The organism is Pseudomonas sp. 05T35 (assembly GCF_056396605.1).
The window spans coordinates 1-13,261 of the sequence record NZ_JBFTLU010000072.1; the positions used below are offsets into that span (position 1 = coordinate 1).

Genomic DNA, 13,261 nt, shown 5'->3' on the forward strand with positions numbered 1-13,261 from the left:
CCAGATTGATAAGGCTTTGATCTTTCTCGACAGTGCCAGTGCGCTGATCGGGGTGATGTCGATCGCAGTCGCCGCCTGGGCTTTGCTGCAAACCCGGCGGATCAAGAAAAAACAACTCGAGCAAGGCAAAACCCTGGTGCTGATCTGGGACACCAAGGTGGCGTTGCGCCGGGTTGAAACGGTATTCGACCGGTATTTCTGGGGCAGTTACTGGCAACCGGGACGTACCTTTCAGGAAGTCATGGGCGAACTTACCGGAACCCCGCTGGAAAAAAGCCTCGAAGCACTCAAGACCCAATGCCTGGCCCTCGACAAACAGGTCACCGATGAAGGCTGGCACTGGCTGAACAACGCCCGCGAACTGTCTGACGTGGCCAACGCCATGGCCCGCGAACGCTATCAACTGGATTTTTGCGACCCGCGCGCGGATTCACCGAATGGCGCGGTAATCAATCGGGATTTTGAAGTGCTGGTCTATACATGGACGGCACGGCTGAAAAGCTTTGATCATCAGCTGGATGAGATAGAGGTGCAGTATTCCTGATTCGATGTTGGCAGGACTGCCGTCATCGCGAGCAGGCTCGCTCCCACATTGGAACTGTGATCAACGCAAATCCCCTGTGGGAGCGAGCTTGCTCGCGATGGCGATCGAGTAATCAACGAAAATCCCGCACCCGCGCTCCATAGACACTCTTTCACCTTTAATCATTGGGCCRCTCCGCGGTGCTAATGCTAATCTCATCGCACTTTTAGCGGAGTCGAGCCGCAACCCGTCGAGGGTTCAGGGAAGACGACCACATTTTCAACAACGGACATTGATCGGATCATTCATGAATAAATCAGCAGGCGTGCTTCTGGGAATTGTTGTCGCCATCGGTGCAATCAGCGCCGGCGGCGCCTGGTACACCGGTACGAAGCTGGAAGGGGTGCTGCAAACCTCAATCGCTGACGCCAACAAAGAGCTGCAAACGGCGATGGTCGGTTCCAAAGGCACCGCGACCCTGGAACTGGTGTCGCTGGATCGCCAATTGTTCAGCAGCACCGCGCACTACCGCCTCAAGGGCCAGGGCGAAATGTTCGGCGAGAACCCCGAAGGCGTAGAGCTGCTGTTCGTTGACCACATCGAACACGGCCCGCTGCCATTCTCGCGCCTGGTGTCGCTGAAATGGCTGCCGGTCATGGCGACGAGTCACTACTCGCTGGAAAAGACCCCAACCACCGAAAAGTGGTTCGCTGCCACCAAGGACCTGTCCCCGCTCAAGGGGGTGGTCAACATCGGCTATGACCGTGCCACCAGCGGCAACCTTGAACTGCTGCCCGTCGAAACGGCACTGGACGACAAGTCCACGTTGAAGTTTTCCGGGCTGAACCTCGACGTGTCGGCCAGCGCCCAGGCCCAGAAGGTCAAGGCTGACGGATACATGGACAGCCTCACGCTGACCAGCATTGCCGAAGACCAGTCCCCGGTGAAAATCGAATTGAATGGCCTGACCCTGGCCAGCAACCTCAGCAAAAGCAGCTATGGCTACTACCTGGGGGAAAACGTCGTCGAGCTGACCAGCACCAGGACTACCTTTGGCGACAAACAGTCGGTGATGACCTTCAAGAACGCTGAAATGAAGAGTTCCACCACCGAGTCCGGGACCAACGCGGCAGGGCGTGCCGATTACAAGATTGGCGAAATCGCCCTCAATGACAAGCCCCTCGGCTCCGCGAAAATGGCCTGGAGCATGAAAAACCTCGATATCCCGTCGACGCTGTCGCTGGTGCAGATCTACCAGAACAAACTGCAGCCCTACGAAGCGGCCGCCGCTGCCGCTGCCGCAGCGGGTGAGCCGGCGCCCGAGCTGAACCTGACCGACGCCGAACAGGCACAGGTCAAGGCGAGTCTGGAGACACTGCTGGCCGCCCAGCCACAGGTCGCGCTGGAGAACTTTTCGTTCACCACCCCGAACGGTGAAAGCCGTGCCAGCCTGGTGATTGACCTGACCAAGCCGACATCGCTGGACCTGCCACCCGACCAGTTGGGCAAGCAAATGATTGCCCTGCTGGACTTCAATCTGAAGATCTCCAAGCCGATGATCACCGATCTGGTGACGGTGCAGGCGCAGGTGGAAGGCCAGACCGACATCAAGGTCGTTGCCGATCAAGCCACTGCGACCAGCGACATGGTCAGCAGCATGGCTGTCGGTACGCAACTGGCAACGCTGGACGGCAACAACATCGTTTCCAAACTGCACTACGCCAATAATCAGGTGGACTTCAACGGCCAGAAGATGACCGTCGAACAGTTCGTCGGTTTCGTGATGAGCAAGCTCAACACTGCTGGCGTACCCCAGTAAACGACCCACCGCTGGACTTGAACGAACGCTCTAGACCGCAGGTTACAAGCTAGCGCCCGGCCCTCCGAACTTGCGGATTGGCTGGGCGTTTTGCTGTCTGGTGCCCGTAAATCAAGGCTGTAGGGCGCACGGGGGTTAAGCCGTTGTACTGAATCTGAATAAATGTTGTGTTCCTGATAGTGGTCTAACCTTGCGTGAAATACTGCGTTTGCAAAACCTTGTCGGGTGATTGCCCGACTTCCCGTTTCAAACCAGGCAAGGGGGGTATGAGACTCCGGCTCGCCATGTAAGGATGCTGACGAATGCCACGTATTACTCGTCCTTTTATTGTTCTTGGCTTGCGCCCTCTGATTCGCGTGGCCTTGTGCAGCCAACTGCTTTGGCCGAGTCTGGCGTTCGCGGATACCGCCTACGACCAAATGATTCGCGATGCGCGTACTGGTAACTACGCACCGGTGTTGACGCTGTTACGCAACGTGCCTGCTAACCAGGTGACCACCGGCCAGGTCAGCGACCATTTGCAGATCGCCAGTTGGGCGGGTCTCGACGCCGAAGTGGTTCAGGTCTATGAAACCCAGGGGCGCAACCGGGTGCTGCCGATTCAGGCGCTGACCGCCACCGCTCGTGCCTACCGTAATCTCAAGCGCTGGGACTCTGCCACCGAGCTCTACCGCAAGGCACTGGCGCTCGAACCTGCGAATGCTGACCTGCAACTCGGCCTGGCCATGACCCAGGCTGATTCTGGAAACCCCGTCGAGGCTGTCAACCGTGCCAAGGCTCTCGTCGCGGCCAAACCTGACGATCCGGCCCGGCGCCTGGCGCTGGGCTACGCCTTGACCCGTTCCGGTGCGACCTATGACGCGTTGTTCGAATACGACCAGGCGTTCATCCGCGCCGGGAGCAAACCTGACGTCGCCCGCGAATACGTTTTCGCCCTGCAACGCGCACGGCTGCCAGAGCCGGCTTTGCGTCTGGCCCGTCAACGTCCGGGATTGATCGATCCGGTGACGCAGCGCCGCCTCGAAGGTGATGTGGCGGCAGAGCGCGTGCGGCTGGCGGAATTTGCCACGCGCAGTGAAAAAGAACGTTACGACATCGCCGATCGTGCCTTGAGCGACTACGACCAGTTGCTGGCGACCTGGACCCCGGATGCACAGGCTCACGACGACGTGGTTCGTTGGCGCATCGACCGCATGGGCGCACTCAAGGCCCGCGCGCGCACGGCTGAGGTCATCGGCGAATACCAGAAACTGCTCGCTGAAAACGTGAAAATTCCAACCTACGCCATGCGCTGGGTGGCGGCTTCCTATCTGGATCAACGTCAACCGGACGTCGCGACAGACTTGTATCGCCAAGTGCTGGTCGCACCGGACGCCGACCCGGCTGACCGGGTAGAAGACACCACGGCGCTGTTCTACGCCTTGATGGAAAGCGATAAACCGCAGGAAGCACGCACCGTCGCCGAAAACCTGGCCAAGACTCAGCGCTCGCGGGTGGAGCTCAAAGGTTTGCCGATCGGCAATCCCAACGATTCATGGATGGACGCGCAACAACTGGCCGCCCAGGCGGGCATCTATAGCGGTAACTTGCCCGCTAGCCAGCAAGGCCTGGATGCCTTGGTCGAACAAGCGCCGGGCAACGTCGGTTTGCGTCTGGCGCAGGCGAATGTCTACCTGGCGCGTGCCTGGCCACGCCGTGCAGAAAATCTGCTCAAGGAAACCGAGAGCATGGCGCCGCGAGATATCGGTCTGGAAGTCGCGCAAGGGCATACCGCGCAGGATTTGCAGGAGTGGCGCCAGCTCGATGCGTTGACCGATGACGTCGCTGCGCGATTCCCGGACAACCGTGCAGTGCAGCGTTTGGAGCGTCAGCGTGAGGTGCACGACATGGCCGAACTGCGCGTGTCGACCTATGGCGGCAAGAGTTATGGCGGTGGCAGCAACGGTGCCGGTGCAGTCGCTGGCAGCAAGGACTTTGGCATTGAGACCACGCTTTACAGTCCACCGATCGATGAGGACTGGCGTGTGTTTGCAGGTGCCGGTTATGCCACTGGTGACTTCCAGGAAGGCACCGGTCGTGACCGTGTCGAACGGCTTGGTGTCGAGCGCCGAACCCGCGATATGACACTGGAAGCGCAAGTCTCCAATCACAACTTCGGCTATGGCAACAAACAGGGCGCGCGCCTGTCGATTGCCCGCGACATCAATGATGCCTGGCAGTATGGCGGCAGCCTCGACTACCTCTCGGCCAATACGCCGCTGCGGGCACTGAACAGTGACGTCACCGCCAACGGCGGCAGCGGTTTCCTGCGCTGGCGCGCCAACGAAAGCCGCGAGTGGAAACTGGCGGTCAGCCCGTCGCACTTCAGCGATGGCAACAATCGTCTCGAAGCATTGCTGACCGGACGCGAAGGCGTGTACAGCGCGCCGGGGGTGCAGGTCGACCTCGGTCTGGAGGTCGGCACCAGCCACAACAGCAAGAATGAGGACGTTCCCTACTTCAACCCTAAGTCGGACTTCAGCGTCCTGCCGACGGTCAGCGTCAATCACGTGCTCTATCACCGCTACGAAACTTCGTGGAGTCAGCAGTTCCAGGTCGGTGCCGGTACATACAGCCAGCGTGATTACTCCACTGGCGGTGTAGGCCTGCTCAGCTACGGCCAGCGCTTGAGCTGGAATGATGTGTTCGAGGTCGGTGCCGCGCTGAGCGCGATCAACCGGCCCTTCGACGGCGATCGAGAAACCGATCTGCGTCTGCTCGTCGACCTTACCTACCGTTTCTAGAAGAGTTTGAAGATGCCTCTGATGACCCGTTGCATCCTTCTGCTAGGCGTTTTGCTGATCAGCGCCTGCGCCCGGCAAGCCCCGACCTTTGTGCCACCGGCACAGCGACCGCTGCCGGCCAATGAAACGCCATGGCCGAAAAACCATGTGTTGGGAATTGCCTATCACGATGTCGAAGATCGCGACCCTGATCAGGCGGTCGTTGCGGTGCGCACCGAGCGGATGATCGAGCAGCTCGCGTGGCTGCGTGAGAACGGCTACAAACCCGTCACCGTCGATCAGATCATCGCCGCGCGCAAGGGGGGGGCCGAACTGCCGGCCAAAGCCATTCTGTTGAGTTTCGACGATGGTTATTCGAGCTTCTACACCCGTGTGCTACCGGTGCTGCGGGCCTATAACTGGCATGCCTTGCTGGCGCCCGTCGGTACCTGGATCGATACACCACCGGATAAGCTCGTGGACTTCGCAGGCGATATGCGACCGCGTTCGGAGTTTTTGACCTGGGCGCAGATCACTGAAATTTCCAGGTCCGGGCTGGTGGAAATCGCCGCTCACACCGACGCCAGCCACAAAGGCATCCTGGCCAATCCGCAAGGCAACCTGCAGCCGGCGGCGGCGACTCGTCGTTATGACGCTGCGACCGGTCGCTATGAGTCGGAAGCGGATTTCCAGGCTCGTCTGCGCAAGGACGTGGTCACCATTACCGAAAAAATCCGCAAGGCTACCGGTTATAACCCGCGTGTATGGGTCTGGCCGTACGGCACGGCCGATGGCACCGCATTGCAGGTGATCGATTCCCAGGGTTACCAGATGGCCCTGACCCTGGATGACGGGCTCGATGCACTCGACAACCTGATGAGCAGCCCGCGTTTCCTGGTGGCCTCGGACCCGGATGGCGAACACTTTGCCAACAGCATCGTCGCGGTGCAGTCCAGCTCACCGATGCGCGTGGTGCATGTCGACCTGGACAACGTTTATGACCCGGACCCGGCCCAGCAGGAAGTCAATCTGGGCAAGCTGATCCAGCGCATGGCCGACATGGGCGCCAACACCGTGTTCCTGCAAGCCTTCGCCGATCCACAGGGCGACGGTCTGGTGCACTCGTTGTACTTCCCGAACCGCCACCTTCCGGTTCGCGCCGACATCTTCGACCGGGTGGCCTGGCAGTTGCGTACTCGCGCCCACGTCAAGGTTTTTGCCTGGATGCCGGTGCTCAGCTTTGCCCTCGATCCAAAACTGCCCCGGGTCACCCGTTGGGACCCGGCCACAGGCCAGACCTCGGTTGACCCGGGACAGTATCGACGGCTGTCGCCGTTCGACCCGACCGTGCGGCGCATCATCGGTGAAATCTACGAGGACGTGGCGCGTCTGACCTCGGTCGACGGCATCCTCTACCACGACGATGCAGTGCTGTCGGACTTCGAGGACGCCAGTCCCGAAGCCTTGCGCACCTATGCGGCCAACGGTTTGCCGGGGTCAATGGCGGCCCTGCGCGATGATCCGGCGATGATGCAGCGCTGGACTCGGTTCAAGAGTCGCTACCTGATCGACTTCACCAAAGAGCTCACCGCCAAGGTTCGCGCCATTCGTGGGCCACAGGTGCTGACGGCGCGCAACATCTTCGCCGAACCGATGCTCAATCCGCCCAGTGAGGCTTGGTTCGCGCAGAACCTCGACGACTTCCTCGGCACCTATGACTGGACCGCACCGATGGCAATGCCGTTGATGGAAGGTAAACCCCTCAAGCAATCGGGTGAATGGCTCGAAGAGTTGGTGGCCACGGTCAAGGTCCGGCCGAGAGCACTGGAGCGCACGGTGTTCGAATTGCAGGCCCGGGACTGGACGAAGAAAAGCGGCGCCGACATCGATGGCGGGCAACTGACTGACTGGATGGGTCGCCTCAAACGCCAGGGAGCGACCAGTTTCGGTTACTACCCGGACAACTTCCTTGAGAACCAGCCGGACCTGAAAACCGTGCGTCCCGCGCTCTCCGACAAGTGGAATCCATAACATGCTGGATAGACTTCTAGCTCTGCTGGTCCTGGCGATCGTCCTGGGGATTCCCCTGGGGCTGATCTTTCTGGTCACCGGGCAATTCTTGATGGACTTCGTGTTTTTCTATCCGCTGTTCATGTCCGGACTGTGGATCGCCGGTGGCCTGTATTTCTGGCTGCACTGGGAGCGCCACTGGCCGTGGACGGACGACACGCTGCCGCCGCCGCTGGCGGGTGAGCCGCTGATTTCGATCCTGATCCCTTGCTACAACGAGGGCGATAACGCGGCCGATACCATTCATGCCGCGCTGGGTCAGCATTACCCGAACATCGAAGTGATCGCGATCAACGACGGCTCCAAGGACAACACCGCCGCKGTGCTCGAYGCMCTSGCKGCSSARGAYCCRCGYTTGCGGGTGCTGCACCTGGCGGARAACCAGGGTAAAGCGGTGGCCTTGCGCATGGGCGCGATTGCCGCGCGCAGTGAGTACCTGGTGTGTATTGACGGCGATGCCTTGCTCGCACCGAACACGGCGGCCTATCTGGTGGCGCCGATGCTCGACAACGCGCGACTCGGCGCGGTGACCGGCAACCCACGGATTCGAACCCGTTCGACGCTGGTCGGGCGTGTTCAGGTCGGCGAGTTTTCTTCGATCATCGGTTTGATCAAGCGCACCCAACGGGTCTTCGGGCGGATTTTTACCGTGTCCGGGGTGATCGTGGCGTTCCGTCGTTCGGCGTTGCATCGGGTCGGCTATTGGAGCCCGGACATGATCACCGAAGACATCGACATCAGCTGGAAGCTGCAACTGGATCACTGGAGCATCTTCTACGAGCCGCGCGCGCTGTGCTGGATTCTGATGCCGGAAACCCTGTCCGGGTTGTGGAAGCAGCGTTTGCGCTGGGCCCAGGGCGGCGCCGAGGTGCTGTTCAAAAACATCCGCGGCATCTGGCAGTACCGCCATCGCTACCTCTGGCCGCTGCTGTTCGAGTACTGCCTGTCCACCGGCTGGGCCWTCACCTTTTTTCTGTCGGTGATTTTCTGGGGCGTGGGCAAGTTCGTCGACATGCCGGCCGCCATTGCCGTGCACCACTTGYTGCCGCCGGCTTTCACCGGGCTGTTGCTGGCGATGGTCTGCTTGCTGCAGTTCGCGGTCARCATCCTGATCGACCGTCGCTACGAGCGCGGGCTGTGGAAAACCATGTTCTGGGTGGTCTGGTACCCGCTGGTGTTCTGGTTCATCAGTTTGCTCACCACCCTGGTCAGCTTCCCCAAAGTGCTGTTTGGCCAACATCAGAAGCGTGCGCGCTGGGTCAGTCCCGACCGTGGCATCAAGCCGCTGAATGAGGATGACGATGACGAGGAGTTCAGCAAATGAAAATCATCAGAACCCGTCAACGACCATTTCTGGTCGTCATTGATGCCTTTTTCACGGTATTGGCCTGGGTCGGCTTGCTGTACCTGCTGGTAAGCGGCCTCTGGCCATTGTTTGATACCCACGAAGGGTTGCGTATCGAATCGACAATGCTCGACGGCCTTGGCACGCTGCAAATCTACTTGTGGGTGGCGCTGTTCAACGCGGTGGTCCTGATCTCCTGGGCGCGTTACCAGCACCGCAAGAGCAAAAGCTTCGCCCAGCGTCGTCTACCGGCACCGGTGATCGATGACAAAGGCTTGAGCATAAGCTTCAACCTGACCGAAGAGCATCTGGCTCAGCTGCGCGATCTGGGAACCATGGTGATCCACAACAACGAAGACGGCGACGTCAGCCACGTTGTCCCACGCTTCTTTCGCATCGATCCCGAGCTCCAGAAGCAGTTGCACCCGCCGGCCTCACTGGTGCAGCAGAAGGCGTTGGTGTTGGCGGCAAATGACGATCAGATGCCTGTGACGTGAGCTGCGGTAAGGTTTGACTGAAAGTTTTACAGGGCTATTGCGGTCCGGGTGTTCAGGGCATTGGCGTCGTTCGTTGAAAGCGAGCACTATCAAGCCAATTACTGGTGCGTTGGAGGCCAGCTGTGACACAACGAATTGACCGCATTGCCCAATTGCTCAACTGCCCGATCAAGGGCGAAGACATGCGCCGGGCGATCACTGAAGCGCGCAAGGACTTTCTGCTCGACGACGATGAAGAGGATGACGACGAGGAGGAACCTGCCGAGGTGGACGTCGTGGATGAGCAGTCATCCAAGGCATGACTACCACCAGCTGCGGTTGCTCTCCAACTCGCCCCTGCATTGCCGGAGTTGCCAGCCATAATCTTTTGCCTGTTGCTCGACCTTGCGCGCGACCTGCATCAGCCAGGGTTTCTGTAGATAGGTCTGGCGACTGAACCCGCCACGTCCTTCGTGGTAGGCAAGGTACTGGCTGTAGGCATCCCACTTGGAAACCCCCAACTGACGCTGAGTGCCGGCGACGTACCAGCCGACGAACATGATCGCGTCGTCAAAGTTGTCACGCGAACCGCCATTGCCGGTCGCACTCTTGTACTCGCTCCACACCGGATCCTGCGCCTGGGCATAGCCATACGCCGAGCTGACCCGTCCCCAGGGAATAACCCACAAAAAGTAGTAGCGAGGGGGCAGGGCATCGTGCACAAAGCTGCTTTCCTGCTTGATGATCGCCATCGCCACATGCGGCGGCAGGCCCCAGGCCTTCTCCATCTTCAGCGAATCTTCGTACCAGGCCGGGTATTGGCGGTAGATGCTGCAAAGGTTGCTTTGCTCTCTTGGCGGTGTCGTCGAGCAACCCGCCAACAAGCCCAAGGCGATGAGTACGACTAAAAAACGTCCGTGCAAAAATCACTCACTTGGCGATTGGCCAATCCTTATCGGTTCAAAACAGGGTGGGGAATACAGCGCGATCGTTGTTTGCTAACAAGCCAGCCGCCAAACCACAGACTACCCAAGAAACCACTCAAGAAACTACCCAGGAAATCAGCCTGGAAACGACACGAGGGCAGGTCGTGGCTGTGTTGTGTCATCAGCCAGCGACCACTCGGTGTGATCCGGCATGTTGGCCAAATGAAAAGTGGACACTGGGAAGTACTCAAAGATCGTGTTGCCGCACTCGCTTTGGCGAACGAACCAGCGGCCAGAACAACTCCTGCTGCCACGTCACCGGATGCAGATCCTCTATGCCATAGGTTGAGGGGCGACGCCGAGTGATCTTGGCCGTACCGAACAGCACGTCCCAGAAAAACAACAGGTTACCGAAGTTTCCCTTGTAGTGGGTTACGCCGTCATTGGCGTTCAAACCATGATGGGCCGCATGGGTGGCGGGGGTCGAAATGGTTCGTTCGAGGACCCACATCAGCGGACGCAAGGCCGGAATGCGGTAGAGTTTTTCATCCCAGGCGACGCAACTGTGCGCGGCGAAGATGACCGTCATCTTGACGATCAGGTAACCGTAGTAAACCGGTGCCAGACCCAGGTAGATGAGGGCGCCGGACAGCCAGATACCTGGCATCAGCAGGTAGTAAAAGCTGTTGTTTCGATAAACGATGCGAATGCTCATGTAGGGCGCCGAATGGTGAGCGCGATGCAGGGCATAGAGAAACGGCAGCCGATGGGTCAGGCGATGCCACCAGTACTGGGTCAAGTCATCGAACAGCAGAAACAGCCCGAGGCCGGCCACCCAGTGAATATTGGCCAGGCTGTTCTTGAGTTGAGGAGCCAGACTGCCGAGCAGCAGGTTGCTGAGGAACATCACCAATGGAAAGGTGACACCCAGCAGGAGCGACGAACCGATGACCTCGATCAGCGTATCGCGGCGCTGACCTTTGGGTTGGCGGAAACAGGCGCACGCGATTTCCAGCAGGATGAAACCCAGAAAAATCCCGGCGACGACCAGAATTGGATTGTTGGCGAGCATTATTGTATTCATGGCAATCTCGAGTCAGGCCCGACTTGGGCATTGCCTGAGCAATAAGAAACCATGAGCCTTCCGGACAACATGTGCGAAATGGACAAAATCACTCGAGAAGAGGCCAATCAGCCAGCCCGTCGCTTTCATCGAGGGCAGCTCGGACAGGTTCTGGAACGTGTACTGCACAAGCAGACACGCAGTAACCGAGGCGATTACAGCCTGCTTGAGCTTGAGCAATTGTGGACGGCGGCGGCACAACAAGATCCTGCCATTGGCCTGCACCTGTTCGCCGGGTTCACGCCGCAGGACTGCCACGAGCTGACGTACATCTGCATGTATTGCCCGGACGTCAGCGCAGCTATCCAGTGCTGGTGTGACTATGCGGGGCTGGCGTCGGACATGGACAGCGTCAAGCTGATCAATGATGCCCATGGCCTGGGCGTAGAGCTGCGTATCGACGCACCCGCCAAACTGGCCCGCTACGTGGTGGAACATTACTGCGTGATGGCCGTCACCCAACTGCGCAAAGCCACGGGCGAACCGGTCCGGCCGGTGCTGGCTCACTTCGCCCATCCGCGACCAACCTACCACGCCGAATACACCCGATGGTTCGGGGATAACATCGTGTTCGAGTGCGCGCATAACTGCCTGTATTACGACCCGAGCGTCTTGCGGTTACCTCTGCTGACGCGACACGACGGGATGGCGGAGTTGTTGCGCAGTGAGATGGACCGACGGATTGCCCGGCATCTCCAACTCAACGGCTGGACCGGGAAAATCGCGGCCGGCATGCGACAAAGCCTGGCGCGCGGCGTGGTACCCAGCCTGGAAAATCAGGCAGAGGCGCTGCACCAGAGCCCGCGTACCCTGCGCCGGCGCATGGAAGAGCAAGGCATGACGTTCCGCCTGCTGCTGGACCTGGTGAGGGCCGAGCTGGAACAGCATCTTGAATTTCTGGGTGAGAACCGCGCGCAAATTGCCAGTCAGCTGGGTTATGGGGACCTGGCTGCGTATCTGCATGCGCGTAAACGATGGCGGCGTGAGCCATTTGACGATCGCATTCGCAATGTCGAGGCGGGTAGGTAGCGCAGAGAAAGTGAACTGGTGTGGGCGGAAGCTCGGTTCACAGCGAGCAGCGCTTAGCTCTTGGGGGCTGCGCCTGTAATGCATTGATCATCACCAAAACGGCAGCAATCGGCCTACGGCAGTCAGCCTGCTTCAATCGAAGGCAGGCGCCCCTTTTTACATCGCTTTGGCCAAGGCGCTGGTGGATGATGCCGAGCCAGGGATGATGCACTTCAGCCAACCTCCACAAACCGCCGCCTGGTCACGAACAGCCCCGCGCCCACCGGCACGGCAAGGACCGACATCAATCCCAGGTCAAAGCCCAGCAACCGGGCCTGGCTCACTGCAACGCAGCCAATTGCGCCAGCCACCACCAGCGTCACCCCTAGCCACTTGCGCAGCGGGTACGGCTTAAGAAACCGATCAAGTAGAAAGGCCTGCGCCACGACGATGACCGTCTGGGTAATTTCGGACATGTGCAGCCCCACTCAGGTCTTGATGATCAGGGATTCGGAAGAGCGCTGTGGGCCAATCGCATCTCGTCGTACACCTCTACGACCTTGCAGTTGGCCTGATAGTGAGCGTTTTTCGCTTCGCCAAAATGAAGCTCGCGCAGGCGGCCGCGCTCGCTGTCGGTGAGGGTGATCTGCGAGACGTTGAAGACGATCCCGTGCGGGGTCATGTATTGGAAAGTCCCTTCGGCTTCATTGCACGCATCCTTTCGAGCAGAAAGGGGATTCTCTACATACTGCACCCAAGATGCAAACCACCACTTTGCTGGCAGGTCGCGACCTGATGGAAGAAAACCCGCAATTGATCTGGGCCTCGCACTATCTGAATGCTGGATCGCCCCGGCTTTCCTGGACACCTTGGTACGTCTGCGATTGGTGGCAGACTCAACCGGTAACCGTGACGAGCGACCGCGGAGACGTAACGATCAATGAGTTGATGAAAGGCGGTGCGTTCAGCCTCGACACAAGAGACAAAGATACCCCGGTCGATTTCGCTTTCGATCATTCGCGCCCAGGCTTGGGCATCGGATTTGGTTTCGAAGGTTTTTCTTTGGGCTGGATAGCCCTTGCGGTGGATTTGCGCTTCCCACTGATACTCGCCGCGATTCCTGATTGTTGCCGTTTCGACCATTCCCGCCACCGTGAGTGCGGCAGGTTTGTGGCAAAACGACGTTCAGGACCAGGACAGGTTTTTGTC

The 13,261-nt window shown here is 59.3% G+C and carries 12 protein-coding genes and 1 pseudogene; 9 read left to right on the top strand and 4 right to left on the bottom strand.

Features of this window, described 5'->3' with window-relative positions; all coding sequences use genetic code 11:
* The 7 genes from AC1DH9_RS07980 to AC1DH9_RS08010 all read left to right on the top strand — a co-directional run.
* A partial coding sequence (locus tag AC1DH9_RS07980; RefSeq protein ID WP_477808017.1) for an NADH:ubiquinone oxidoreductase subunit N occupies window positions 1-544 on the top strand: 544 nt, incomplete at its 5' end.
* A gap of 286 nt (window positions 545-830) precedes the next feature.
* Entirely contained in the window at window positions 831-2,342 is a 1,512-nt protein-coding gene (locus tag AC1DH9_RS07985; protein WP_427545046.1) for a YdgA family protein, read from the top strand.
* A gap of 302 nt (window positions 2,343-2,644) precedes the next feature.
* The gene (gene pgaA / locus AC1DH9_RS07990; RefSeq protein ID WP_427545044.1) at window positions 2,645-5,125 is read left to right on the top strand and encodes a poly-beta-1,6 N-acetyl-D-glucosamine export porin PgaA; all 2,481 of its coding nucleotides are present in this window, start codon (window positions 2,645-2,647) and stop codon (window positions 5,123-5,125) included.
* A 12-nt stretch (window positions 5,126-5,137) separates the two neighbouring features.
* Window positions 5,138-7,135, top strand: coding sequence for a poly-beta-1,6-N-acetyl-D-glucosamine N-deacetylase PgaB (gene pgaB, locus AC1DH9_RS07995; RefSeq protein WP_427545042.1), 1,998 nt, complete (start codon window positions 5,138-5,140; stop codon window positions 7,133-7,135).
* A 1-nt stretch (window position 7,136) separates the two neighbouring features.
* Entirely contained in the window at window positions 7,137-8,498 is a 1,362-nt protein-coding gene (gene pgaC, locus AC1DH9_RS08000) for a poly-beta-1,6-N-acetyl-D-glucosamine synthase (protein ID WP_477808018.1), read from the top strand.
* Window positions 8,495-9,016: a poly-beta-1,6-N-acetyl-D-glucosamine biosynthesis protein PgaD gene (gene pgaD / locus AC1DH9_RS08005; RefSeq protein WP_427545038.1), complete on the top strand. Its 522-nt coding sequence runs from the start codon at window positions 8,495-8,497 to the stop codon at window positions 9,014-9,016. Before pgaC ends, pgaD begins: the two co-directional genes overlap by 4 nt.
* Before the next feature lie 122 nt (window positions 9,017-9,138).
* Entirely contained in the window at window positions 9,139-9,318 is a 180-nt protein-coding gene (locus AC1DH9_RS08010; RefSeq protein WP_427545036.1) for a hypothetical protein, read from the top strand.
* Here AC1DH9_RS08010 and AC1DH9_RS08015 read toward each other — a convergent pair whose 3' ends face one another.
* Together AC1DH9_RS08015 and AC1DH9_RS08020 are read right to left on the bottom strand one after the other, a co-directional pair.
* Window positions 9,319-9,918 carry a transglycosylase SLT domain-containing protein gene (locus AC1DH9_RS08015; protein WP_256585307.1) on the bottom strand — a complete coding sequence of 200 codons (600 nt, stop codon included), beginning with the start codon at window positions 9,916-9,918 and terminating at the stop codon, window positions 9,319-9,321. It lies immediately after the preceding gene.
* Between the two features lie 250 nt (window positions 9,919-10,168).
* Window positions 10,169-11,005, bottom strand: coding sequence for a sterol desaturase family protein (locus tag AC1DH9_RS08020; RefSeq protein WP_427545034.1), 837 nt, complete (start codon window positions 11,003-11,005; stop codon window positions 10,169-10,171).
* Between the two features lie 69 nt (window positions 11,006-11,074).
* Between AC1DH9_RS08020 and AC1DH9_RS08025 the strand changes: the two genes are divergently transcribed.
* Window positions 11,075-12,073, top strand: coding sequence for an AraC family transcriptional regulator ligand-binding domain-containing protein (locus AC1DH9_RS08025; protein ID WP_427545095.1), 999 nt, complete (start codon window positions 11,075-11,077; stop codon window positions 12,071-12,073).
* Between the two features lie 212 nt (window positions 12,074-12,285).
* On the opposite strand, the gene AC1DH9_RS08030 is transcribed toward AC1DH9_RS08025, so the two are convergent.
* Window positions 12,286-12,528 carry a hypothetical protein gene (locus AC1DH9_RS08030; RefSeq protein ID WP_427545032.1) on the bottom strand — a complete coding sequence of 81 codons (243 nt, stop codon included), beginning with the start codon at window positions 12,526-12,528 and terminating at the stop codon, window positions 12,286-12,288.
* A gap of 26 nt (window positions 12,529-12,554) precedes the next feature.
* The gene (locus AC1DH9_RS08035) at window positions 12,555-12,734 is read right to left on the bottom strand and encodes a hypothetical protein (protein ID WP_427545030.1); all 180 of its coding nucleotides are present in this window, start codon (window positions 12,732-12,734) and stop codon (window positions 12,555-12,557) included.
* A gap of 77 nt (window positions 12,735-12,811) precedes the next feature.
* On the opposite strand from AC1DH9_RS08035, the pseudogene AC1DH9_RS08040 reads away from it, so the two are divergent.
* Window positions 12,812-13,261 (top strand): annotated as a pseudogene (locus AC1DH9_RS08040) (hypothetical protein); the annotation flags it as partial.

What these genes read in the sequence shown, in the direction of transcription:
- AC1DH9_RS07985 (WP_427545046.1), top strand. Translation starts at nt 831, where the DNA reads ATGAATAAATCAGCAGGCGTGCTTCTGGGAATTGTTGTCGCCATCGGT.
- AC1DH9_RS08030 (WP_427545032.1), bottom strand. Translation starts at nt 12,528, where the DNA reads ATGTCCGAAATTACCCAGACGGTCATCGTCGTGGCGCAGGCCTTTCTA.
- pgaA (WP_427545044.1), top strand. Translation starts at nt 2,645, where the DNA reads ATGCCACGTATTACTCGTCCTTTTATTGTTCTTGGCTTGCGCCCTCTG.
- AC1DH9_RS08025 (WP_427545095.1), top strand. Translation starts at nt 11,075, where the DNA reads ATGTGCGAAATGGACAAAATCACTCGAGAAGAGGCCAATCAGCCAGCC.
- pgaB (WP_427545042.1), top strand. Translation starts at nt 5,138, where the DNA reads ATGCCTCTGATGACCCGTTGCATCCTTCTGCTAGGCGTTTTGCTGATC.
- AC1DH9_RS08035 (WP_427545030.1), bottom strand. Translation starts at nt 12,734, where the DNA reads ATGACCCCGCACGGGATCGTCTTCAACGTCTCGCAGATCACCCTCACC.
- AC1DH9_RS08020 (WP_427545034.1), bottom strand. Translation starts at nt 11,005, where the DNA reads ATGAATACAATAATGCTCGCCAACAATCCAATTCTGGTCGTCGCCGGG.
- pgaD (WP_427545038.1), top strand. Translation starts at nt 8,495, where the DNA reads ATGAAAATCATCAGAACCCGTCAACGACCATTTCTGGTCGTCATTGAT.